The organism is Bradyrhizobium sp. SZCCT0153 (assembly GCF_018129995.1).
GTDB classification, from domain to species: domain Bacteria; phylum Pseudomonadota; class Alphaproteobacteria; order Rhizobiales; family Xanthobacteraceae; genus Bradyrhizobium; species Bradyrhizobium japonicum_G.
On sequence record NZ_JAFCKS010000003.1, the window covers coordinates 476,033 to 499,743 of the forward strand.

The 23,711-nt window shown below is 64.1% G+C and carries 20 protein-coding genes and 1 pseudogene; 12 read left to right on the forward strand and 9 right to left on the reverse strand.

Features of this window, described 5'->3' with window-relative positions; genetic code table 11:
* Nucleotides 1-100 precede the first annotated feature (100 nt).
* The gene (locus tag JQ572_RS15945; protein ID WP_211383977.1) at nt 101-475 is read left to right on the forward strand and encodes a winged helix-turn-helix transcriptional regulator; all 375 of its coding nucleotides are present in this window, start codon (nt 101-103) and stop codon (nt 473-475) included.
* A 3-nt stretch (nt 476-478) separates the two neighbouring features.
* On the opposite strand, the gene JQ572_RS15950 is transcribed toward JQ572_RS15945, so the two are convergent.
* Nucleotides 479-1,171, reverse strand: coding sequence for an MBL fold metallo-hydrolase (locus JQ572_RS15950; protein WP_211383978.1), 693 nt, complete (start codon nt 1,169-1,171; stop codon nt 479-481).
* 185 nt (nt 1,172-1,356) lie between these two features.
* On the opposite strand from JQ572_RS15950, the gene JQ572_RS15955 reads away from it, so the two are divergent.
* Entirely contained in the window at nt 1,357-2,955 is a 1,599-nt protein-coding gene (locus JQ572_RS15955) for an alpha-amylase family glycosyl hydrolase (protein WP_211383979.1), read from the forward strand.
* A 111-nt stretch (nt 2,956-3,066) separates the two neighbouring features.
* Here JQ572_RS15955 and JQ572_RS15960 read toward each other — a convergent pair whose 3' ends face one another.
* Complete coding sequence (locus JQ572_RS15960; protein WP_211383980.1) at nt 3,067-4,764, reverse strand: alpha-amylase family protein; 1,698 nt, start codon at nt 4,762-4,764, stop codon at nt 3,067-3,069.
* 126 nt (nt 4,765-4,890) lie between these two features.
* Here JQ572_RS15960 and JQ572_RS15965 point away from each other — a divergent pair, with 126 nt between their 5' ends.
* The gene (locus JQ572_RS15965; protein ID WP_211383981.1) at nt 4,891-5,382 is read left to right on the forward strand and encodes an MmcB family DNA repair protein; all 492 of its coding nucleotides are present in this window, start codon (nt 4,891-4,893) and stop codon (nt 5,380-5,382) included.
* 108 nt (nt 5,383-5,490) lie between these two features.
* On the opposite strand, the gene JQ572_RS15970 is transcribed toward JQ572_RS15965, so the two are convergent.
* Nucleotides 5,491-6,045 carry an ActR/PrrA/RegA family redox response regulator transcription factor gene (locus JQ572_RS15970; protein WP_008141807.1) on the reverse strand — a complete coding sequence of 185 codons (555 nt, stop codon included), beginning with the start codon at nt 6,043-6,045 and terminating at the stop codon, nt 5,491-5,493.
* A 103-nt stretch (nt 6,046-6,148) separates the two neighbouring features.
* Nucleotides 6,149-7,471 carry an ActS/PrrB/RegB family redox-sensitive histidine kinase gene (locus tag JQ572_RS15975; RefSeq protein WP_211383983.1) on the reverse strand — a complete coding sequence of 441 codons (1,323 nt, stop codon included), beginning with the start codon at nt 7,469-7,471 and terminating at the stop codon, nt 6,149-6,151.
* Between the two features lie 106 nt (nt 7,472-7,577).
* On the opposite strand from JQ572_RS15975, the gene JQ572_RS15980 reads away from it, so the two are divergent.
* The 4 genes from JQ572_RS15980 (at nt 7,578) to JQ572_RS15995 (ending at nt 11,796) form a co-directional block, all read left to right on the forward strand.
* Nucleotides 7,578-8,381, forward strand: a complete 804-nt coding sequence (locus JQ572_RS15980) for an ABC transporter ATP-binding protein (RefSeq protein ID WP_211383984.1) — start codon at nt 7,578-7,580, stop codon at nt 8,379-8,381.
* Complete coding sequence (locus JQ572_RS15985; protein ID WP_211383985.1) at nt 8,378-9,196, forward strand: ABC transporter permease; 819 nt, start codon at nt 8,378-8,380, stop codon at nt 9,194-9,196. The genes JQ572_RS15980 and JQ572_RS15985 overlap by 4 nt, the downstream gene beginning before the upstream one ends.
* 121 nt (nt 9,197-9,317) lie before the next feature.
* Nucleotides 9,318-10,646: a polyhydroxyalkanoate depolymerase gene (locus JQ572_RS15990; RefSeq protein WP_211383986.1), complete on the forward strand. Its 1,329-nt coding sequence runs from the start codon at nt 9,318-9,320 to the stop codon at nt 10,644-10,646.
* A 310-nt stretch (nt 10,647-10,956) separates the two neighbouring features.
* On the forward strand, nt 10,957-11,796 hold the full coding sequence (locus JQ572_RS15995; protein WP_211383987.1) for a M48 family metallopeptidase: 840 nt from the start codon (nt 10,957-10,959) through the stop codon (nt 11,794-11,796).
* Nucleotides 11,797-11,993: 197 nt separating this feature from the next.
* Here the strand turns inward: JQ572_RS15995 and JQ572_RS16000 are convergent, their stop codons facing one another.
* The gene (locus JQ572_RS16000; RefSeq protein WP_211383988.1) at nt 11,994-14,192 is read right to left on the reverse strand and encodes a transglycosylase domain-containing protein; all 2,199 of its coding nucleotides are present in this window, start codon (nt 14,190-14,192) and stop codon (nt 11,994-11,996) included.
* 169 nt (nt 14,193-14,361) lie between these two features.
* Between JQ572_RS16000 and JQ572_RS16005 the strand changes: the two genes are divergently transcribed.
* Nucleotides 14,362-14,787, forward strand: coding sequence for a DUF1330 domain-containing protein (locus tag JQ572_RS16005; protein WP_211383989.1), 426 nt, complete (start codon nt 14,362-14,364; stop codon nt 14,785-14,787).
* Between the two features lie 211 nt (nt 14,788-14,998).
* On the opposite strand, the gene JQ572_RS16010 is transcribed toward JQ572_RS16005, so the two are convergent.
* The 3 genes from JQ572_RS16010 to JQ572_RS16020 all read right to left on the reverse strand — a co-directional run bounded on the left by JQ572_RS16010 (nt 14,999) and on the right by JQ572_RS16020 (nt 18,214).
* Nucleotides 14,999-16,225, reverse strand: a complete 1,227-nt coding sequence (locus tag JQ572_RS16010) for an ABC transporter substrate-binding protein (protein ID WP_211383990.1) — start codon at nt 16,223-16,225, stop codon at nt 14,999-15,001.
* Nucleotides 16,226-16,420: 195 nt separating this feature from the next.
* Nucleotides 16,421-17,662, reverse strand: coding sequence for an ABC transporter substrate-binding protein (locus tag JQ572_RS16015; RefSeq protein ID WP_211383991.1), 1,242 nt, complete (start codon nt 17,660-17,662; stop codon nt 16,421-16,423).
* A 135-nt stretch (nt 17,663-17,797) separates the two neighbouring features.
* On the reverse strand, nt 17,798-18,214 hold the full coding sequence (locus JQ572_RS16020; RefSeq protein WP_249129073.1) for a DUF1304 domain-containing protein: 417 nt from the start codon (nt 18,212-18,214) through the stop codon (nt 17,798-17,800).
* A gap of 39 nt (nt 18,215-18,253) precedes the next feature.
* Between JQ572_RS16020 and JQ572_RS16025 the strand changes: the two genes are divergently transcribed.
* Nucleotides 18,254-18,784 (forward strand): methylated-DNA--[protein]-cysteine S-methyltransferase, encoded by a 531-nt coding sequence (locus tag JQ572_RS16025; RefSeq protein WP_211383993.1) that lies wholly within the window; start codon nt 18,254-18,256, stop codon nt 18,782-18,784.
* A 12-nt stretch (nt 18,785-18,796) separates the two neighbouring features.
* Here the strand turns inward: JQ572_RS16025 and JQ572_RS16030 are convergent, their stop codons facing one another.
* Nucleotides 18,797-21,586 (reverse strand): [protein-PII] uridylyltransferase, encoded by a 2,790-nt coding sequence (locus JQ572_RS16030; protein ID WP_211383994.1) that lies wholly within the window; start codon nt 21,584-21,586, stop codon nt 18,797-18,799.
* 443 nt (nt 21,587-22,029) lie between these two features.
* Between JQ572_RS16030 and JQ572_RS35530 the strand changes: the two are divergent.
* The 3 genes and pseudogenes from JQ572_RS35530 to JQ572_RS16050 form a co-directional block, all read left to right on the forward strand.
* Nucleotides 22,030-22,257 (forward strand): annotated as a pseudogene (locus JQ572_RS35530) (ABC transporter ATP-binding protein); the annotation flags it as partial.
* A 70-nt stretch (nt 22,258-22,327) separates the two neighbouring features.
* Nucleotides 22,328-22,837 (forward strand): OsmC family protein, encoded by a 510-nt coding sequence (locus tag JQ572_RS16045; RefSeq protein WP_211383995.1) that lies wholly within the window; start codon nt 22,328-22,330, stop codon nt 22,835-22,837.
* Nucleotides 22,838-22,880: 43 nt separating this feature from the next.
* Nucleotides 22,881-23,675, forward strand: a complete 795-nt coding sequence (locus tag JQ572_RS16050) for a hypothetical protein (protein WP_211383996.1) — start codon at nt 22,881-22,883, stop codon at nt 23,673-23,675.
* Nucleotides 23,676-23,711 lie beyond the last annotated feature (36 nt).

Here is a 23,711-nt window from a genome sequence, read left to right on the forward strand (position 1 = left end):
AAATTGATAGTATGGACTTTTTCGGCGTCGCTCCTATCCTCGGCGGCAAGGCTGCAAGGGCAAGGCTGCAAGGGCAAGGCTGGCGCAGGGAGGAGACGACATGGCGAAGGCGAGAGCGGCTCCGGCGCGCAGCTGTCCGGTCGCGGCGTTTCAAAAAATGATCAGCGGCAAGTACAAGCTGCGCATCGTCTGGGACCTCAAGGACGGCCCGCGCCGCTACGGCGAGATCAGAAGCGGCCTGCTGCGTGGCATGGAAGGCAGCGCCGAGATTACCCCGCGCGTGCTCAGCCGCGAATTGAAGGCGCTGACCGAGAGCGGCCTGATCGACCGCAAGGATTTTGGCGAAGTGCCGCCGAAGGTCGAGTATCGCCTCACGCGCAAGGGCAAGAGTTTCGTCCCGGTCGTCGCCGCGATCCGGCAATGGGGCGATCGTAACCTCGGCGAATCCGCCGCGCTCGTGGACGCCGCCGAGTAACGCTTACATCTCGCCGGTGATGAACGGATTTGTCATCCGCTCCTGGCCGATGCTCGAGCCGGCGCCGTGGCCGCAGATGAAGCCGACGTCGTCGCCGAGCGGCAACAGCTTGGTCAGAATCGAGTTGATCAGCGTGGCGTGACTGCCGCCCGGCAGATCGGTGCGGCCGACCGAGCCTGCGAACAGGACGTCGCCGACGTGGGCGAAACGCAAGTCCTTGTTGAAGAACACCACGCTGCCGGGAGAGTGGCCGGGGCAGTGAAAAATGTCGAACGTCAGGCCGCCGATCGCCACGCTGTCGCCTTCCGCCAGCCAGCGGTCCGGCGCGAAATTGCGCACACCGGTCATGCCGAAGCGCGCGCCGCTCTCGACCACGTTGTCGAGCAGGAACTTGTCCGCTTCATGCGGGCCCTCGATCGGCACCTTCAGCGCGTCGCGCAATTCGGCTGCACCGCCGACATGGTCGATATGGCCGTGGGTCAGCCAGATCTTCTCCACGGTGACGCCGGTCTGCTTGATCGCCTCCAGAATCTTCGGCACGTCCCCGCCGGGATCGATCACCACGGCCTTCTTGGAAGGCTCGTCCCAGATGATGGTGCAGTTCTGCTCGAACAGCGTCACGGGGACGATGATCGCGCCGGCCTTGGCTTGCGAGGACTCTTGCGAGGATTTTTGGGTGTCATTTTGCTCGGTCATGGCGCCACAATGCCGATTTTTGGCCTATGGCCAAGCAAAAGATTCGTGGCCCGGACCGGGAACAGCCGCCCCGGCCGTCACACGGCCGTCCCAATTCGCCCGCTGGTTTGAACCCGCGGCGCTGCTCACGCGTTCTCTCGCGCAGGCAAGATGATCAAGTCAGATTTTCGGGTGGGTTTTCCGGCATGGCTCAGGGCGATGACAATTGGTGGCGCGACGGCATTTTCTATCAGGTCTATCCGCGCTCGTTTCAGGACTCGAATGGTGACGGCGTCGGCGATCTCGCCGGCATCCTCCAGCGGCTGCCTTATGTGAAGTCTCTCGGCGTCGATGCGATCTGGCTGTCGCCGATCTTTCCCTCGCCGATGGCCGATTTCGGCTACGACATCTCCGACTATACCGGCATCGAGCCGCTGTTCGGCACGATGGCGGATTTCGATGCGCTGCTCGGCGCCGTGCACGACAGCGGCCTGAAGCTGATCCTCGATCTCGTGCCGAACCACACCTCGGACCAGCATCCCTGGTTCGTCGAGAGCCGCTCCTCGCGCGACAACCCCAAGCGCGACTGGTACGTGTGGCGCGACCCGGCGCCGGGCGGCGGTGCGCCCAACAACTGGGTGTCCGAGTTCGGCGGCAGCGCGTGGCAGCTCGACGAGACGACGGGTCAATATTACTACCACGCCTTCCTCGCCCAGCAGCCGGACCTCAACTGGCGCAATCCGGACGTCCGCGCCGCGATCTACGATGTGATGCGGTTCTGGCTGGAAAAGGGCGTCGACGGCTTTCGCGTCGACGTGATCTGGCACCTGATCAAGGACGCCGAATTCCGCGACAATCCGCCAAACCCGCATTACGTCGAGGGCCGGCCGCCGAACGAAAGGATCCTGACGCAATATTCCACCGACCAGGCGGAGGTGCATGATGTGATCGCGCAGATGCGGCGCGTCACCGACGCGTATCGCGCCCGCGTGCTGATCGGCGAGATCTATCTGCCGCTGCACCGGCTGGTGGCCTATTACGGCAACGACCTCACCGGCGCGCAGATGCCGTTCAATTTCGCGCTGCTCTCGACGTTCTGGAGCGCGCGCTCGATCGAGAAGATCATCGAGGATTACGAGAAGGCGCTGCCGAGAGGCGCCTGGCCGAACTGGGTGCTCGGCAATCACGACCGGCCGCGCGTCGCCAGCCGCGTCGGCCCGGAGCAGGCCCGCGTCGCCGCCATGCTGTTGCTGACGTTGCGCGGCACGCCGACGCTCTATTACGGCGACGAGATCGGCATGCACCAGCTCGCACTCGCGCCTGCGGACGTGCGCGATCCCTTCGAGAAGAACGTCCCCGGCATCGGCGTCGGGCGCGACGGCTGCCGCACGCCGATGCAGTGGGATTCCTCCAACTTCGCCGGCTTCTCGGAGGTCAGGCCGTGGCTGCCGCTGCCCGAGGATCATATCCGCGAGAACGTCGTCAATTTCGAAGCCGATGCGCGCTCGCTCCTCGGCCTGTACAAGCGCCTGATCGCGCTGCGAAAGGCCTCTCCGCCGCTGGTTTCGGGCGACTATCATCCGATCGCGGCGCAAGGCGATCTCCTGGTCTATCGCCGCGAGGCCGCGGGCAGGGCGGTCATCGTGGCGCTCAATCTCGGCCCCGAACCGATCGCGGTGACTACCAGCGCGATCCGTTTCGGCAGCGAGATCCTGCTGTCGACGTTTCTGGACCGCGAAGGCGAGAAGCTCGAAGGCGTACTGGATCTGCGCGGCAATGAGGGTGTGATCGTGGCGCCGCCCTAGCGGTCGTCCCGCAAAATCAGAGCGGTAGCCGCCGCCATCTCCCCGTCATTGCTTCGCTGCGCTCGCAATGACGATCGTGGAAGCAGCGGAGCAAACTCCAGCATCTCGAAATTATCCCGGATGCTTGTTGCCCGCACTATTCTCGTCGATATCACTCCGCTTCAGCAGATAATCCAGCCCGCCGACGCGATACCAGCGATAGCCGTAAGGCTCCAGCACGACGCGATGCTGGCCGCGCTTGTCGGCGTGGCTGTGGTCCTCCGCGAGCAGGTTGATGAGGTGCGCGCCGGCATCACCAGGCAGCCCTGCCGAGAACGCGATCTCGCGCGGCTTGTCGCCGAGATTGTGCACGAACAGCACGGAGTTGTTGCGCCAGTCGTAGCGCATGATGAACACGGCGGGATCGCGCGTCGCGATGATCGCGAAATCGCCCCAGCCGATCTCCGGTACCTCCTTGCGCATACGGACGATGCGCTCGGTCCAGTTCAGCATGGAATTGGGATCGCGACGCTGCTTGGCGACATTGACGTGCTGGTAGCCGTAGGGGCCCTTGTCGATGACGGGGCATGCCGGCTTGTCGCTCTTGGTGAAGCCGCCGTGGGGCTCGGTCGACCATTGCATCGGCGTGCGCGCGCAATTGCGTTCGGGCAGCGACAGATCATCGCCCATCGCGATCTCGTCGCCGTAGCGGATCACGGGCGTTCCCGGCAGCGTGCACATCAGGCTGTAGGCGAGCTCGAGCCGCCTGCGGTCCCCGCCGATCATCGGCGCGAAGCGGCGGCGAATGCCGCGGTCGTAGAGCTGCATGTCCTTGTCGGGGCCGAAGCGCTTGAAGACGAGATCGCGCTGCGCCTTGGTCAACCGCCCGAGATCGAGCTCGTCATGATTGCGCAGGAACAGGCCCCATTGCGCGGCGGCCGGCCGCGGCTTGGTCGCCTTCAGCGCCTTCGCCAGCGGTCGCGCGTCGCCGGACGCCAACGCATAGAACAGATGCTGGTTGACGTGGAAGTTGAACATCATGTGCATGCGGTCGCCATCGCGGCCGAAATATTCCATGTCGGTTTCCGGCAGCACGTTGGCCTCGGCGAGGATGATGGCGTCGCCCTTCCGCCATTGCAGGAATTCGCGGAACGCGCGCAGCATGTCGTATTGCTCGACCGGCTTCTTCACCTTGGCGCCCTTGGTCGCGATCACGAACGGCACGGCGTCCATGCGGAAGCCGGAGACGCCGAGCTGGATCCAGAAGCCCATGATCTTGAGGATCTCGGCCTGCACGTGCGGGTTCGAGGTGTTGAGGTCGGGCTGGAAGTCGTAGAAGCGGTGAAAATAATACGCACCCGCTTCCTTGTCGCGCGTCCAGGTCGATTTCTGCACGCCGGGAAACACCATGCCCTTGTTGGCATTGGCCGGCTTCTTGTCCGACCATACATACCAGTCGCGATAGGGCGAGTTCCTGTCGCGCCGCGCCTCCTTGAACCAGTGATGCTGGTCGGAGGTGTGGTTGACGACGAGATCGATGATGATTCGGATGCCGCGCTGCTTGCAGCCGTGGGCGAACTCGACGAAATCGCCGAGCGTGCCGTAGCGGGGATCGACGCTGTAATAGTCGGCGATGTCGTAGCCGTCGTCGCGGCCCGGCGAATTCTGGAACGGCATCAGCCAGATCGTGGTGATGCCGAGCCCGTGCAGATAGTCGAGCCGGCGCAGCAACCCCTTGAAGTCACCGACGCCGTCGCCGTCGGCATCCATGTAGGTGCCGACGGACAGGCAATAGATCACGCCGTTCTTGTACCAGAGATCGTCGATCATGCGCCGCAGCCTCGATGGTCCCCGCCGAGGTGCGGCGGCTGCGTGATAAGTGCGAGGAAGGAGGGAGGTTCCCGCCCCGGCGAGGGCCGGGACGACACGGTGGATGGAATCGGCTAAACTTGCCCCATGGACAACCCCGCCCGTAACATCGCCCTGGTGCCGCCGCCGGATCGCCGTCAGTCCGAGACGGCGCTGGCGATCGCGCGCGGCACGGCACGGTTGCTGCGCTCGCTCGGCTTCTCCTGCATCAGCGAATTGCCGCTGCCCTCGGGCCGGCGCGCCGATCTCGTGGCGCTCAACGAGCGCGGCGAGATCTGGATCGTCGAGATCAAGTCGTCGGTCGAGGATCTGCGCGCGGACCAGAAATGGCACGAGTACCGCGCCCATTGCGATCGGCTGTTCTTTGCCTTCACGCAGGACCTGCCGTGCGAGATCTTTCCTGAAGGCACCGGCCTGATCATCGCCGACCCCTATGGCGCGCACATGCAGTGCGAGGCGCCCGAGCACAAGATCGCTGCGGCCACGCGCAAGCGGATGACGGTGCGTTTCGCGATGGCGGCAGCGTTGCGGATCAACCGCCTGGTCGATCCGCAAGGGCATGCGGATTTTTGGGAATGAAGTCGCAGGGTGGGCAAAGCGAAAGCGCGCCCACCATTCAAGCCGCTCGAGATGGAAGCAGAGGTGGTGGGCACGGCGCTACGCGCCTTTGCCCGCCCTGCGAGACCGTTACCGCGGTGCGCGCTTCGCCAGAATCCGCTGCAGCGTCCGGCGGTGCATGTTGAGCCGGCGTGCCGTTTCCGAGACGTTGCGGTTGCACATCTCGTAGATGCGCTGAATGTGCTCCCAGCGGACGCGGTCGGCGGACATCGGATTGGTCGGCAGCTCGGATTTCTCCGCGCTCGTCGACAGCAGCGCGGCGACGACGTCGTCGGCGTCCGCGGGCTTGGAGAGATAATCGATCGCGCCCATCTTCACCGCCGTGACGGCGGTGGCGATGTTGCCGTAACCGGTCAGCACGATCGCGCGGGCGTCGGGACGCTTCTTCTTCAGCGCCGAGACCACGTCGAGGCCGTTGCCGTCGCCGAGCCGCAGATCCACCACGGCGAATGCGGGCGCGGCCTTGCCGATTTGCGCAAGACCATCGGAAACCGTGTCGCACGACGTCACCGCAAAGCCGCGCGTCTCCATGGCACGCGACAGCCGCTCAAGGAACGGCTTGTCGTCCTCCACGATGAGAAGCGAGCGGTCGGTCTGTTCGTTCAGTTCGGCGATGGCGTTCAAGGTGTTGTCCTTTGTCCTGCACATCTACATATGGCGTCGCAATCGGGCGGTGCCAAGGCCGCCAATAGTCGATCGGCCCGCCCGTGCGACGCAAGGTCGCGGCCTATCCTATTGTTTCCTCGAAGGTCTCGATAGCCTCAAAACGCTCTCGCGGCCAACTGATCTGGACCACGGCGCCGTGTTCCGGAAAGGTCCGGTTGGTAAACGAGACCTTGGCGCCGGTGCGTTCGAGCAAGGTGCGTGCGATGAACACGCCAAGCCCGAGGCCGCGCCGCTCGCCGCCGCCGTCGTCCAGGTTGCGCCGCCGCGACAGATAGGGCTCGCCGATCCGGTTAAGGATATCCGGCGGAATGCCGGGGCCGTCGTCGGAGATCACGAGCTCGATCGTGTCCTTGTTCCACCATGCATTCACCTCGACGGTGGTGCGGGCGAAATCGACCGCGTTCTCGACGATGTTGCCGACGCCGTAGAGGATCGCCGGATTGCGCGAGCCGACCGGCTCGGCCACGATCGCGACCGCGATCCGCACCTTGATGTCGACGCCGAAATCGCGATGCGGCGCCACCACTTCCTCGATCAGCTCCGACAGCTTCATGCGGTCGAACGGCGCGCCGGTGGAGGAAAGCTGGGTGATCTTGCTCAAGATGTCGCGGCAGCGCTGCGTCTGCTCGCGCAAGGTTTTCAGGTCGGCGGCAAAGACCGGGTCCTTCACCGTGTTTTGCAGCTCGCGCGAGATCAGGAAGATGGTCGCGAGCGGCGTGCCGAGCTCGTGCGCGGCCGCCGCGGCCAGGCCGTCGAGCTGGGTCAGATGCTGCTCGCGCGTCAGCACCAGCTCGGTCGCCGCCAGCGCGTCCGCAAGCTTGCGCGCCTCCTCGGTCACCTGGAACGAATAAAGGCTGGTGACGCCGATCGCGAGCACGATCGAGAGCCAGACGCCGACGAGATAGATCGGCGGCAGCACCAGCGGATCGTCGGAATCCCAGGGCAGCGGCAGATGGAAGAAGAACAGGGCGGAAGCGCAGGCCACGGCGAGCACGCCGAGGCCGAAGGTGAAGCGGGCCGGCAGCGCGGTGGCCGAGATCAGCACGGGTGCGAGAAACAGGAACGAGAACGGGTTCTGCAGCCCGCCGGTGAAGAACAGCAGGCCGGCCAGCTCCACGATGTTCAGCGCGAGCAGTCCGGCCGCCTGCATCGGCTCCAGCCGCTGCATCGGATTGGAAACGGTTTGCAGTGCCAGATTGAGCGCGGCCGACAGGGCGATGATGCTGACGCAGGGGACGATCTCGACGTTGAACTCCAGCCCCTGCGCCACGATGAAGATCGCGGCGAGCTGCCCGAGCACCGCCAGCCAGCGCAACCGCAGGATCGTGTCCAGGCGGATATGCCTCTGCGAAGGGCGAAAGTCGGAGGCGGCAATTTCGGTCATGTCGGCCAATGTGGCGGTGCCTTCTCGGTCACAAACGCGGGGCTCGCGGAACCACCCGGATTACAAGCCTTGCGCTATCAGCTGCAATAGCAGAAGAACGCCCAGCATGACCGGGAACGACAAAGCTTCAAGTCCGCCGACTGTCGCGGAGCGCAGCTCCTCTGCGGCCATTGCGGTCGATCACCTCGTCAAGGTCTACAAGCAGACGCGCGCCGTCGACGATATCTCGTTTTCGCTTCCGCGCGGCAGCATCACCGGGCTTTTGGGCGGCAACGGCGCCGGCAAGACCACGACCATCGCGATGATCATGGGCCTGGTGCTGCCGACCTCCGGCCGCGTGCAGGTGCTGGGGCATCGCATGCCCGAGGAGAGCGCGGCCGTGCTGGGGCGGATGAATTTCGAGAGCCCCTATGTCGACATGCCGATGCGGCTCACGGTGCGGCAGAACCTCACCGTGTTCGGCAATCTCTATGCGGTGAAGAACCTGTCCGACCGCATCGCGACGCTCGCCGCCGATCTCGACCTCACCGATTTCATCGACCGCGCCAACGGCAAGCTCTCCGCAGGGCAAAAGACCCGCGTCGCGCTCGCCAAGGCGCTGATCAACCAGCCCGAGCTGCTGTTGCTGGACGAGCCGACCGCCTCGCTCGATCCCGACACGGCCGATTGGGTCCGCAGCCATCTGGAGCGCTACCGCAAGGCTAACAACGCCACCATCCTGCTGGCCTCGCACAACATGCTCGAGGTCGAGCGGCTCTGCGACCGCGTCATCATCATGAAGCGCGGCCGCATCGAGGACGATGACACGCCCGAAGCCATCATGGCCCGCTACAATCGCACCACGCTGGAGGAGGTGTTCCTCGACGTCGCGCGCGGCCGGGTGAACGGGGTTCAGGAGACGGCGCGATGAACCAGGCCTCCCTCCATCGCGGCATCTCCTTGCAGCGCATCGGTGCGATGATCCTGCGCTATTGGTACCTCCTGCTGTCATCGTGGCCGCGGCTGCTGGAACTGCTGTACTGGCCGGCGCTGCAGGTGATTACCTGGGGCTTCCTCCAGCTCTACATCGCCCAGAACGCCAATTTCTTCGCGCGCGCCGGCGGCACCCTGATCGGCGCCGTCATCCTCTGGGACATCCTGTTCCGCGGCCAGCTCGGCTTCTCGATCTCGTTCCTGGAGGAGATGTGGGCGCGCAACCTCGGCAATCTCATGATGAGCCCGCTCAAGCCCATCGAGTTTCTGCTGTCGCTGATGATCATGAGCCTGATCCGGCTCGCGATCGGCGTCATCCCGATGACGCTGCTCGCGCTGTTCCTGTTTCATTTCAACGTTTATGCGCTCGGCCTGCCGCTGATCGCGTTATTCTGCAATCTGATCTTCACGAGCTGGTCGGTCGGCATCTTCGTATCCGGCCTGGTGCTGCGAAACGGCCTCGGCGCCGAGAGCATCGTCTGGACCTTGATGTTCGGGATCATGCCGCTCGCTTGCGTCTACTATCCCGTCAGCGTGCTGCCGGTCTGGCTGCAATATGTCGCCTGGACGCTGCCGCCGACCTACGTGTTCGAAGGCATGCGCGCGTTGCTGATCGAAAACGCCTTCAGGACCGATCTGATGTTGAGTGCGTTGGCCATCAACGCGGTGCTGCTGGTTGCATCTTTTGGGGCATTCCTTGCCCTTTTGCGTAGCGCCAGGAAGCAAGGGTCGCTGCTGTCAGGCGGCGAATAACGTCACTTTCTCGTGGATTCAGGCTGGTTTAACTGTCATCACCACGTAAATGTACGGAACCATGCATTGACGCAATATTACGCATTCGGCAGTATGCTGCGATGCGAAGAAGGATATAGCGATGCCTATTGGTGAGTTTGGCGGCGCCCCGCCCCTGGCTGCAGAGGGCAGTCCGATCCTGACGACGCCGATGTACTGGATGTACGAGATGGCGCACGCCTCTCTCAATCCGGCCCGTGCAGTCACCGACGCGACCAAGCTGCTGTTTCAGAATCCGCTGAATCCGTGGGCGCGCACCGAGGTCGGCAAATCGGTTGCCGCGGCCTGCGAATTGTTCGAACGCACCACGCGCCGCTACGGCAAGCCGGAATGGGGTCTCAACGACACCGAGGTCAACGGCATCCGCGTTCCCGTCGAGGTCCGCTCGGTCTGGGAAAAGCCGTTCTGCCGGCTGCTCTATTTCGATCGCAAGTTCACCCGTCCCTTGCGCAGCCCGCAGCCGCGCGTGCTGATCGTCGCGCCGATGTCCGGCCATTATGCGACGCTCTTGCGCGGCACGGTCGAGGCTTTCCTGCCGGCGCATGAGGTCTACATCACCGATTGGGCCGATGCCCGCATGGTGCCGCTCAGCGACGGCCGCTTCGATCTCGACGACTACATCGACTACGTCATCGAGATGCTGCACGTCCTCGGCGGCAATACGCATGTGCTGGCGGTGTGCCAGCCTTCCGTGCCCGTCGTCGCTGCCGTCTCGATCATGGAAGCGCAGCGCGATCCGTTCGTGCCGACGTCGATGACGTTGATGGGCGGGCCGATCGACACCCGCCGCAATCCGACCGGGGTGAACGACCTCGCCCAGGAGCGCGGCATCGACTGGTTCCGCAATCACGTCATCACCAAGGTGCCGTTCCCGCATCCTGGCATGATGCGCGACGTCTATCCGGGATTCCTGCAGCTGAACGGCTTCATCAGCATGAATCTCGACCGCCATATGGACGCCCACAAGCAGCTCTTCGCCCATCTGGTGAAAGGCGACGGCGACCTCGCCGACAAGCATCGCGACTTCTACGACGAGTATCTCGCGGTGATGGACCTCTCCGCCGAGTATTACCTGCAGACGGTCGACACCGTGTTCGTGAAGCACTCGCTGCCGAAGGGCGAGATGACCCATCGTGGAACACGCGTCGATCCCTCGAAGGTCACGCGCGTGGCTCTGATGACGGTCGAAGGCGAGAACGACGACATCTCCGGGCTCGGTCAGACCGAAGCGACGCACACATTGTGCAGCTCGATCCCCGATCACCGCCGCGTTCATTACGTGCAGAAGGGCGTCGGACATTACGGCGTGTTCAACGGCTCGCGTTTCAAGTCGGAAATCGTGCCGCGCATCCATGACTTCATGGTCTCGGCTGCGAATCCGAGCTCGTTGCAGGCTCTCGCGGCCGAATAGAGCGTTTTCGAGCGAAGTGGCGTCCGGTTCGCGTAAAGAAAACGCGTCAAGATAGGAATCCAGAGCCGTTCCGATTCCATCGGAGCGGCTCTGGGCGCGTTTTTCGGCTTTCCCGCTGAAAATCGTCGCCCTGTCGGAGGTTCCGACAGGCCAGGTTCCCGCCAGATTCGCGGTATTTAGGTAGCTTTATAGGAGTGAGTCCTCCCTCACCTCTTGGGGGTGCCGCATGCGTCCGGAGGGGGCGAAAAAAGCTGGTTCCAACCCCAGTCTGTAGGGTCTCCCGGACGCCAGACCCCTGTATATTGGGCAAATGATTTGTTTTTGCGCCGAGCGCTTTCCCTGGCGGCGGTTATGGCAGAATCCGGGCGCACTCCTGCCCCCCGGACTGACAGACATGGCCACTCGCGCGCTCCTCTATCGGCGGCCCCACGAACCCAAGACCCTCCTCATCCCCCATGGATCGCAATATTTCGCGATCAGGCTGCGGCGGCATCGCCGCGCGCGCCGTTATACGCTCAGAATTCATCCGAGCGATCGCGAAGCCATCCTCACCATGCCGCCGCGCGGCACGCTGGCCGAAGCCAAGGATTTCGCGCAGCGTCACGGCGCGTGGATCGCGGCGCGTCTCGGCCGTTTGCCGAAGGCCGCGCCGTTTCAGCCTGGCACGGTGATACCGCTTCGCGGTGTTTCCCACCGGATCGTGCATCGCGCCGGTACCCGCGGCACGGTGTGGACCGAGGTGCGCGATAGCGGCGAACGCATTCTCTGCGTTGCCGGCGGCGTCGAACATGTCGATCGCCGCGTCAGCGACTTCCTCAAGCGCGAGGCGCGCCGCGATCTCCAGCGCTCGGCGGAAGCCTATGCCGCGGAACTCGGCGTCAAGGTGAAGCGGCTCTCGATCCGCGATCAGTCCAGCCGCTGGGGCTCCTGCACCTCGGCCGGCTCGCTGTCGTTCTCCTGGCGCCTGATCCTCGCGCCGCCCTTCGTGCTCGACTATCTCGCCGCCCACGAGGTCGCCCATCTCGTCGAGATGAACCACTCGGCGCGGTTCTGGCGCGTGTGCGGCAAGGTGTGTCCGTCGATGGAGCGCGCCAAGAAGTGGCTCGACACCCACGGCAACGACCTGCACCGCTACGGGGCCGAGGATTAGGCTTCCGCTGCCAGCCTCACGGGCGAAGACAACGGAAAATGCGGCGATGCCAGCGCTTTGCGTCACGGCGCCTGATTGATCCGCCGCATCAAACCCTTCGATGGATTCAGCGCGCATCACGCCGGCAATCACCGGCTACTGTGCATGGGGTTGTTTTCGCGGTTTTGTCTTGAGGCCACCAAGGCCTCAGGCGGAAGCTATCTGTTGCCGCCGAACAGCCGGTCCATCAGCCAGCCATCAAGTCCTGCCGACGCCTCCGGCCGCACATTGGCGCGCGTGGGCGGCGGGCGATAGCCGCCATTGCTTGCCGGAGCTGTTGCGGCCGCTGTTGGCGGCGACACCTGCGAGGCGGCCTGCGCGAGGTTCGACAGGCCCCAGCCACCGGGTGAGCTCGGCAAGTTCGCTACCGGCACACCCTCGTGCGCCGCTTTCATGAAGCGCGACCAGACTTCGACCGGCAGGCCGCCGCCGGTTGCCTTCTTGGTCGGCGAATTGTCGTCATTGCCGAGCCAGACGCCGGTGACGAGGTTGGCGGTGTAGCCGATGAACCAGGCGTCGCGGTAATCCTGGCTGGTGCCGGTCTTGCCGGCGGCCGGCCAGCCGGGGATCTCGGCCTTCTTGGCGGTGCCGCTGATCAAGGTCTCGCGCATCATCGCGTTCATCATGCCGACATAGCGCGGCTCGATCACCTGGTTGCGCTCATCGGGCTGGCGCATGTAGAGCAGCTTGCCGCCGAGCGTCCTGATCCGCGTGACGACATGCGGCGCCACCGCGAGGCCGCCATTGGCGAACGGCGCATAGGCGCCGACCAGTTCGACCACGGAGACCTCGGAGGTGCCGAGCGCGATCGAGGCGTTGGGCTCGAGTTTCGAGGAGATGCCGAGCCGGTGCGCGGTGCGCACCACGTTCTTCGGCCCGACCTCGAGGCCGAGGCGGATGGCGACCGTGTTGAGCGACATCGCCAGCGCCTGCGTCAGCGTCACCGCGCCGAAATATTCATGGGTGTAGTTCTCGGGCTTCCAGCCCTTGACCTCGATCGGGGCGTCCTGGCGAACCGTGTCCGGCGTCAGACCTTGCTCGAGCGCGGTCAGATAGACGAACGGCTTGAACGAGGAGCCCGGCTGGCGCTTGGCCGTCACCGCGCGATTGTACTGGCTCTCGGAATAGTTCCGCCCGCCGACCATGGCGCGCACCGCACCGTCGGGCGTCATCGCCACCAGGGCACCCTGGCTGACATTGAACTTGACGCTCTTGGCCGCGAGTTCGTCGATGATGGCGGCTTCCGCCACGCTTTGCAGCTTCGGATCGATCGTGGTCTCGACCTTGATGCTCTCGTCGATCTGGCCGACGAGATCGTCCAGCACCTCGCCGATCCAGTCGGCGACGTAGTTGATCGTGCCGGCGCCGACCGGCTTCACGTTGTAGGAGGGCTGGCCGATCGAGGCCTGCGCCTGTGCTTCGGTGATGAACTTGGCGTCCGCCATCGCCGCGAGCACGATCTGCGCGCGCGCTTCGGCGCCCTCCGGATTGCGGTTCGGCGCGAGCCGCGAGGGCGACTTGACGAGCCCGGCCAGCATCGCGGCCTCGGCAATCGTGACATTCTTGGCCGGCTTGCCGAAATAGCGCTGCGCGGCGGCCTCGACGCCATAGGCGCCGGAGCCGAAATAGACGCGGTTGAGGTAGAGCTCGAGAATCTCGTTCTTGGAATGCTTGCGCTCCAGCCAGATCGCAAGCTCCGCCTCCTGCAGCTTGCGCGCCATGGTGCGTTCCTGGGTCAGGAACAGATTCTTGGCGAGCTGCTGCGTCAGCGTCGAGCCGCCCTGCGACACGCCGCGATGGAGCACGTTGGTGACCAGCGCGCGCAGGATGCCGACCGGGTCGATGCCGAAATGCGAGTAGAAGCGGCGATCCTCGATGGCGATGAAGGCCTTCGGCAGATAGGGCGGCAGGTCCTTCAGCGAGACGTTGGCGCCGGCCATCTCGCCGCGCTGCGCCAGCAGGCTGCCGTCCATGCCGACGATCTGGATCGTCGGCGGCCGTTTGGGGATTTCGAGCGACTGGATCGGCGGCAGATGGGCGCCGACATAGATCACGACACCGATCACGGCGATCACGCCCCACAGGCTCAGCACCGCGCCCCAATAGACCAGGCGGCCGAGACCGGCGCCGATGCGCGATTTGGATCGCCGCTTGGCGCCGCTGCGGGCCGGGGCCTTCCGCGGCGGCTCGTCGCCGGAATCCTCGCTCTTGCGCTTGGCGGACGATTTGGCTGATTTCTTCGGCTTGTCGTCGCCGCCGGGGATGCGGTCCGCCGCGCTCAGGCGCAGATCGGAGAGCGCCGCGGGCAAGCCGAACAGCGGCTCCTTCCGCCCACCCTTTTTCTTTCCCAACCCCATACGCAAACGCCCGGTCAGCCCGCCCTGCCGCACGCTAGCGGTCGCTGTTTAAGGCCCGGTTACCCGGACGTTAACGCGCGATTAGGAGGTGCGGCATTCGCTGGCCGCAGTTCCGCCTCTTCGAGGCTGGAGCTAGGATCGCCGTCATAAAACAAGAGGGAACACCGGCATGGGCCACATCGATCCGACCAAGGAAATCTTCGCGCAGTTCCGGGACAACGACCGCCCCGGTCCGATCCACATGCTCAATCTGGTGCGCCTGCGCAGCGAGGCGGCCTATCCCGACGGTCGCAAGGCGAGCGGCGCGGAAGCCTATGCGGCCTATGGCCGCGAGAGCGGCCCGGTGTTCGAGCGCCTCGGCGGCCGCATCGTCTGGCAGGGCAAATTCGAGCTGATGCTGATCGGCCCGCAAGAGGAGCGCTGGGACCATTGCTTCATCGCCGAATACCCAAGCGTCAGTGCGTTCGTCGAAATGATCCGCGATCCCGTCTATCGCGAAGCAGTGAAGCACAGGCAGGCGGCCGTGGAGGACTCGCGCCTGATCCGGCACGCGGTGCTGCCGGTGGGGAAGAATTTTGGGGAAATACCGGAGTAGACGTCGCCCAAAGCGACGATCTCTCCCAGTCATCCTGAGATGCGAGCTCTTGCGAGCCTTGAAGGATGCACGGCCAAGCTGCCAGCCGGGCCGTCGCCCTTCGAGGGCCGCTGAAGAAGCGGCCACCTCAGGCTGACGGTGATGGACTGGGCGACGCCAAAAAATCGGCGGCCCGCAGGCCGCCGATCGCAATTCAGAATTCGCACAACCGCTAACCTGCCGGGCCTGCGTCCTCCATGATCGGGCCGAACAGCTCCCAGCGCTCGCCGTTGAACTTCATCATCTGAAGCTGCTTGTTGACGCGGTAGTCGGTCGGCGAGGTGTTGGCCTTGATGCCGGGCAGGGACAGGTCGAGCTCCACGTCCTTCAGGCTGGTGGCGACCTTCATGACGTTTTCGCGGGTTAGGTCGTCGCCGCATTTCTGGAGCACGTAAGCCATCAACTGCGAGGTCGAGTAGCCGTAGCTGTTGAAGCTCGAGTCCTTGTCGCCGTCCGGATAGTACTTGGCCATGAACTCGAAATATTTCTTCATGCCCGGATCGTTCTTCCAGCTTGGATCGAGCGGATCCTTGCCATAGTTGACGCTGATCACTCCCTTGGAGGCTTCAAGTCCTGCGGGCTTCATCACGGCGCCGACCGAAGTGGCGTTGATGTCGAGAATGTGCACGGGATGCCAGTCGAGCTCGGCGATCTTCTTGATCGCCTGCGCGGCCTGTTTCGGCGTCGTGGCGCTGAAGAACAAATCGGCACCCGCCGACTTGATCTTGAGGATCTGCGAATCGACGGTGGGATCGGAGACCTCGTATGAGGCTTCCGCAACGATCATGCTGGAGGCCTTGTCACCAAGCCCGGCCTTGATGCCGTTCAGATAGTCTTTTCCAAGATCGTCATTCTGGTAGAGAACGCCGACTTTGGCGTTCGGATGGTTCTTGATGATATACTGGCCGTAGATGCGGCCTTCGACGAAGTAGTTGGGATTGAAGCCCATCGTCCATGGGAAGTTCTTTGGGTCCGTGAACTTCGAGGCGCCGGTGGCCGCGAAGAGTTGCGGTACCTTCTTGGCGTTGAGATATTTCTGCACGGCAGCGTTCGACGGGGTGCCGAGAAGCTGGAAGGTGAGCAGCACCTCGTCGCTCTCGACGAGCTTGCGCACCTGTTCCACGGCCTTCGGTGGCGAATAGGCGTCGTCGTACTGGATCAGGTTGATCTTGCGGCCGTTGATGCCGCCCTGATCGTTGATCATCTTGAAGTAGGCGGCCTGCGTCTTGCCGATCGTGGCGTAAGCGGAGGCGGGGCCGCTGAACGGGTTGGTCTGACCGATCTTGATTTCGGTGTCGCTCGCGCCCGGATCATATTTCTTCTGGGCATTGGCCGCTGAGACCGACAGCGCCAGGGTCAGCGCCGTTGCCGTGGCCAGATGCAGAATACCGTTCCTCATTCGCAATTTCCTCAATTTGTTATCGCCGATGATCGATCCGAGCACTCCTGCGCACCTGATGTCATCGCTGAGGGCGATTGTGGAGGAGGCGTTGCTGCAACGCAAGGCGGGGACGCGCCCGCAGTTCGTAGGGTGGGTGCGCCCGCGGCTACGCGAGGGGTAGTCCGCCGGTGCAACCCACCCCGCCAAGGGAGGCTAACCCGAGGGTCCCGCATCCTCGATGATCGGTCCGAACAGCTCCCAGCGTTCGCCGTTGAACTTCATCATCTGCATCTGCTTGTTGACGCGGTAGTCGTTCGGTCCGGTGTTGATCTTGATGCCGGGGAGCGCAAAGCTCGGGGTGAAGTCCTTGATGTTGGCGACCTGCTTCATCACGTTTTCACGCGACAGGTCGTCGCCGCATTGCTTCAGAACCTGCGTCAGCAGCTCGGCGACCGAATAGGCATAGGTATTGACCGTGTTGAGCTTGTCGCCTTCGGGGAAATACTTGTCCATGAAGGCGAAGAAGGCCTTCACGCCCGGATCGTCCTTCCACTGGGGATCGCCTGGCTCCTTGCCGTACTGGGTCGAGATGATGCCCTTGGAGATGTCGAGGCCGGCCGGCTTCAGCGTCGCCGAGATCGGGCTCGCATTGATGTCGAGGATATGCACCGGGTTCCAGCCGAGCTCGGCGACCTTCTTGATGGCCTGCGCCGCGAATTTCGGCGTCGAGGCATCGTAGAAAAGATCAGCCCCCAGCGACTTCAGCTTGACCACCTGCGAGTCTACCGTCGGATCGGTGACCTCGTAGGAGACTTCGCCGACGATCATGCTGGCGGCCTTGTCGCCGAGGCCGCTCTTGAGGCCAGCGAGATAATCGCGGCCCATGTCGTCGTTCTGGTAGAGCACGCCGATCTTGGCGTTCGGATGCTCCTTGAGAATGTACTTGGCGTAGATGCGTCCCTCGGACACGTAGTTGGGATTATAGGCAATGGTCCAGGGATAGTTCTGGGGATCGTTGAAGCGCGCGGCGCCGGTCGAGGCCAGCAGCTGCGGGACCTTCTTGCCGTTGAGATATTTTTGCACGGCGGCGTTGGCCGCGGTGCCGATGATCTGGAAGGTGAAGAGGACCTCGTCGCCTTCGACGAGCTTGCGCACCTGCTCGACGGTCTTCGGCGGCGAATAGGCATCGTCATACTGGATCAGATTGATCTTGCGGCCGTTGATGCCGCCCTGATCGTTGATCATCTTGAAGTAGGCCGCCTGGGTCTTGCCGATATTGGCGTAGACGGAGTAGGCGCCGGAGAACGGCACGGTCTGGCCGATCTTGATCTCGGTGTCGCTCGCGCCGGTGTCGTATTTCTTCTGGGCGAGGGCCTGGCTTACGAAGCCTTGGCTGGCGGTGAACGCGAAGGCGAGCGCCGCCGTCGTAGCTATAAAAGCTGTGCGATTGCTCATGTGGGGTTGTTCCTCCTGACGGAATTTTCCGGTCGATGGTCTTTTCCCGTTGATTGCAACGGTCGCCATCGCTGCCGAAGAGTGTGGAGGAACGTTCGCCGCCGCGCAAGGATCGCGGCACTGCGCCGTAGCGTCTCAGGCGAGAAACAATGCAACCAGGGCGACCGCCGCCGGCAGCGCCTGCACCATCAGGATGCGCGTGCTGACGGTCGCCGCGCCGTAAGCGCCGGCCACGATCACGCAGAGCAGGAAGAATGCCTTGATCTGGAATGCGAAGGCCGGATTGCCGTGGACGAGGCCAAAGATCAGGCCGGCGGCCAGGAAGCCGTTATAGAGCCCCTGGTTGGCGGCCAGCACTTTCGTGATCTCGGCCTTCTCCGGCGTGTTGCGAAAGACCTTCAGGCCCAGCGGCTGGTCCCAGAGAAACATCTCCAGGATCAGGAAGAAGATGTGCAGTGCGGCGACCAGCGCCACCAAAACATTGGCGATCCAGATCAAGTTGAGCTCCCCCAAAAGCGTCAGCTTTCGGGTGGACGTTAGCACGGCCGGCATGGCAAGTGCGATGGCATGTTCCGATGCAATGGTGCCGCAATGGCCGCGCGATCAAGCAAACTGTCTGCAAGCTTCGGCATCGATCGCCTGCCGACGCCGATCGGGATCGCGCTGCTCGTCACCGATACTGACGGCTCCTTGCGCGCGCTCGACTGGGAGGATTACGAGCACCGCATGCGCGAGCTTTTGCGCCTGCACTACGGCACGGTGGATCTGAGTGACCGGTCCGCGCCGGCGGCCATGCGGACTGCGCTGTCGCGCTATTTCGACGGCGATCTCGACCAGCTCTCAGGCATCGCATGGCGCATTGCCGGCACGCCGTTCCAGCAGAAGGTCTGGACCGCGCTGACGAAAATACCTGCCGGCACAACGATGAGCTACGGTGCGCTCGCCGCAGAGATCGACATGCCCAAGGCCATACGTGCCGTTGGCCATGCCAACGGCTCCAACCCGATCAGCGTGGTGCTGCCCTGTCACCGCCTGATCGGCGCGGACGGTTCGCTGGTGAAATACGGCGGCGGCCTCGCACGCAAGCGCTGGCTGCTGCGGCATGAAGGGGTGGAGGTTTAGGTCTCGGCGTGCTCACGCCGCCGGCTGAACCGGCTTCTCGCCCGCCATCACATGGGTCAGCGCGCTCTTGATCGCGGCCTGGCGGGTCGGCGCGTTGATCTGCGCGCCGAGGAGGTCGGTGACGTAGAACACGTCGCGGGCACGCTCGCCGAAGGTGGCGACATGGGCCGAGGCAATGTTGAGGTTCAGCTTGGAGATCGCCGTGGTCAGCTCGTAGAGCAGGCCGGGGCGATCGAGCCCGGAGACCTCGATCACGGTGTAGCGGTCGGACCATTGGTTGTTGATGGTCACTTCCGGCTCGATCACGAACGGCCGCGCCTTGCTGCGCACGGTGCGCCGTGCCACCACCTCGGGCAGGCGCAGCTTGCCTTCCAGCACGTCCTCGATCATCTCGCCGATGCGGGTGGCGCGCCGTCCCTCGTCCTCGTCGCGGTCGTATTCCCGGGAGATCGAGATCGTGTCGAGCGCGCGGCCGTCGGTCGTGGTGTAGATCTGGGCGTCGACGATGTTGGCGCCGGCCGAGGCGCAGGCGCCCGCGATGATCGACAGCAGCCAGGGATGGTCGGCGGCGAAGATGGTCAGCTCGGTGACGCCGCGGACCTCGTCGAAGCCGACATTGATCGCGAGCTTGTGGCCGGCCTGCTCGCTGGAGCGGACGAAGCGGGCGTGGCGGATCTTGCGCGGCAGCTCGACCTTGAGCCAGTAGGCCGGATAATGGCGGCCGATATAGGCATCGAGCTCCTCCGGCGGCCACTCGGCAAAGGCCATGCGGAATTCGGCGTGCGCGGCTGTCAGCCGCTTGCCGCGGTCGACTTCCGAGAAACCGCCAGTCAACACCGGCTCGGTCTCGTAATAGAGTGAGCGCAGCAGCTGCGCCTTCCAGCCGTTCCATACGCCGGGACCGACGCCGCGGATGTCGGCGGTGGTCAGGATCGTCAGCAGCTTCATCTGCTCGACCGACTGCACCACGGCGGCGAAATTCTCGATGGTCTTGCGGTCGGAGAGGTCGCGCGACTGGGCGACCGTGGACATCGTCAGATGCTCCTCGATGAGCCAGGCCACGAGCTCGGTGTCGGCCGGACTGAAGCCGAGCCGGGGGCACAGCCGCCGCGCCACCTTGGCGCCGGCGATCGAGTGATCCTCGGGCCGTCCCTTGGCGACGTCGTGCAGCAGCGTCGCGATGTAGATCACCGACCGGTGCTCGGGCCGGCTCTTGCGCATGAGGTCGCTGGCGAGCGTGAACTCCTCGATGCCGCCGCGCTCGATGTCCTGGAGGAAGCCGATGCAGCGGATCAGATGCTCGTCGACGGTGTAGTGATGATACATGTTGAACTGCATCATCGAGACGATCTTGCCGAAGGCGCGGATGAAATGGCCGAGCACGCCGGTCTCGTTCATCCGCCGCAGCACGATCTCGGCGTTATCGGAGGTCAGGATCTCCATGAACAGCCGGTTCGCTTCCGGGTTTTCGCGCATCTGCGCGTTGATCAGGCCGAGCGAGCGCGTCACGTCACGCATCGCGTCCGGGTGGAAGGCGAGGTTGTTCTTCTGCGCCAGGCGGAAGATGCGGATCAGGTTGACCGGGTCGTGCTTGAACACGTCGGGCGCGGCGACATTGATGCGGTTGTTGTCGACGATGAAGTCGTCGCTGTCCGGGACGCGCCGTTTCACGGGGGTGGGGCGCAGCCGCGCCATCATCCGGCTCAGCACCGGCGCGGGCTTGGCCTGCTGGTCCTCGAGCTTGGCGCAGAGGATGGCGGTGAGGTTGCCGACTTCCTTGGCGACCAGGAAGTAGTGCTTCATGAAGCGCTCGACGTCCTGCATGCCGGGATGCGAGGTGTAGCCGAGCCGGACCGCGATCTCGCGCTGGAGGTCGAAGGAGAGGCGCTCTTCGGCGCGGCCGGAGTAGAAGTGCAGGTTGCAGCGCACCGACCAGAGGAAGTCGGCGCAGCGGCGGAAGGTGCGGTATTCCTGCGCGTCGAACACGCCGCGTTCGACCAGCTCGTCGGTGTCGCGGACGCGATAGACGTATTTGGCGATCCAGAACAGCGTGTGCAGGTCGCGCAAGGCACCCTTGCCGTCCTTGACGTTGGGTTCGACCAGATAGCGCGACTGGCCGCCGCGGCGGTGACGTTCTTCGCGCTCGGCGAGCTTTGCCGTGACGAATTCGGACGCGGTGCCCTGGACCACTTCCTTGTCGAAACGCTCGACCAGTTCGTCATAGAGCGGCTGGTCGCCGGTCAGGAAGCGCGTCTCCAGGATCGCGGTGCGGATGGTCATGTCGCCGCGCGCCTGGCGGATCGATTCGTCGACCGAACGCGTGGCGTGCCCGACCTTCAGCCCCATGTCCCAGAGGCAATAGAGGATGGCTTCGGCGACCTGCTCGCCCCAGGCGGTCTGCTTGTAGGGCAGGATGAACAGCAGGTCGATGTCGGACTCGGGAGCCATCAGGCCGCGGCCATAGCCGCCGGTCGCGACCACCGCCATGCGCTCCGCGCCGCTGGGGATCGGCGAGCGGTAGAGATGGCGGGTCGCGGCCGAATACAGGATGCGGATGATCTCGTCCTGCACGTGGCAGAGCCGCTCTGCGCAGCGGCGGCCGTGGCGGTCCTTCAGCAGGATCGCCTGTGCTGCGGCACGCGCAGCGATCAGCTCGGCCTTGAGCAATTGTGCCATGGCGGTGCGGAACGCGTCCTCGCGTCCCTGGTGCCTTTCGGCAAGCGCATCGACCGCGGCGGTGATCCGCGCGGTGTCGAAGCGATCATCCACCTCGGCCTTCTGCTCAGTCGCGACGCTGTCCATGCTTCACCGGATATAAGAGGCGGCAGGCGCTGTCACCCGCCATTCTCTGGCTATAGTCGTTCCATGCTTGAAAAGGCCGGCATCGGGCAAAGTTGTTCCCAGGCGACCCGGTTTCAAGGGCGGGATTTTCTCGTTGATCTCTAGGTATAACTCCTTGAAAAACAATGAAGTTTCGGAGGGGTTGGGCAGGACAAACATTATACGACGCATTCTGCTGGCGGGAGCGGTGGCTCTTGCTGTGACCCAAGCGGCGAAGGCGGCGGATCCGCTCAAGGAAATCCGCAAGCGTCGCCGATCTGAAGGGCGAGCGCGTCGCGGTGACGCGCGGCGCCGATCCGTACATCTTCCTGGTGCGCGCGCTGCTGGGCGCAGGCCTGAGCGAGAAGGACATCGCGCCGGAGCTGCTTCAGCACGCGGACGGCAAGACCGCGCTGATCCGCTGCGACATCGACGAGGCTGTGGTGCTGGCCGACCGCGTGCTGGTGATGAGGCCCCGCCCGGGCCGGCTGTTCGACCGGATCGAGATCAATCTGGGCCGGCCGCGCGACTGCAATTCGCCGCTGTTCGAGAATTTCAAGCGAAGTGTGCTGACGTCACTCGACCGTTCGCTCGACCGCAGCGTGCCCGACCTTGACGCAACCCAGGGTCCCGGTCAGGCCATGTGGTGGTGACATTTTCTCTCTGGGCCGGTACATCGCAAGCCGGTACTTCGTAGAGACGAATTTTCCGGGAGAGAACAAGATGGACGCCGCCGAACTGCGCCAGATGCAGGCTCCGATCAAGGAACGCTACAAGACCGATCCCAAGACCGCGATGATCACGCTGAAGGCAAAGGGGTCGACTGACAGCGAAGGCATCGCCTGCAAGGTCGAGACCGGCCGCGCCATCGCGATGGCCGGATTGCATCCGGGCACCGGCGGCTCCGGCCTCGAGCTCTGCTCCGGCGACATGCTGCTCGAGGCGCTGGTTGCCTGCGCCGGCGTCACGCTGAAATCGGTTGCGACTGCGATCGAGGTGCCGCTCAAGACCGGCAACGTCTATGCCGAGGGCGATCTCGACTTTCGCGGCACGCTCGGCATCGACAAGGAGACCCCGGTCGGCTTCGCCGAGATCCGCCTGCGCTTCGAGGTTGATACCGACGCTCCGCAGGACAAGCTCGATCTGCTGCTCAAGCTCACCGAACGCTATTGCGTGGTCTACCAGACCATCAAGAACGGCCCGAAGGTCTCGGTGTCGATGCAGCGGATGTGACTTCTTACCCTCCCCCTCCAGGGGAGGGTGTTCACGGCCACCCATGTCCCCCGACCCCCACTTCATCCTCTTCCTTCTACTGCGCATGGCGATCGCGGCCGCGTTCGTCGTGACGGCGTCTGTCATCACCGAGCGTTCGGGCCCGGTGATCGGCGCGCTGGTGGCGACCCTGCCGATCTCGGCCGGCCCGTCCTATGTCTTCCTCGCGCTCGACCATGACGCCGCCTTCATCGCGCAGGGCGCGCTGTCGAGCCTGCCGGTCAATGCGGCGACGATCTTCATGTGCCTCACCTATGTCGTGCTGGCGCAGCGGCACAGTGTCGTGGTGAGTTGCGGAAGCGCGTTCGCGGTCTGGATCGTGCTGGCCTCAATCATCCGCCAGTTCGACTGGTCGCTCATCGCCGGGCTGGTCGTGAACTTCATCGCGTTCGGCATCTGCATTCCACTGCTGGCGGGCTATCGCCACGTGAAGATGCCGCTGGTGACGCGCCGCTGGTATGACGTGCCGATGCGCGCTGCGCTGGTTGCAACCCTTGTCGCCATCGTGGTCTCGACGTCGGGCTGGGTCGGCCCCAGGATCAGCGGCATCATCGCGCTGTATCCGGTGGTGTTCTCCAGCATCATGGTGATCCTGCATCCGCGCATCGGCGGTCCGCCGACGGCGGCTGTGCTGGCCAATTCGGCCTGGGGTCTGCTCGGATTCGGCATGGCGATCGCCGTGGTGCATGTCGGCGCGGCCAATTTCGGCTCCGCGATCGGCCTCAGCCTCGCGCTTACGACCTGCATCGCGTGGAATCTGACGCTGTGGTGGTACGGGCGCAGGAAGCGGCTGGCGTGAGCTTCGGTGTGTGGGTTAGCCGAAGGCGTAACCGAC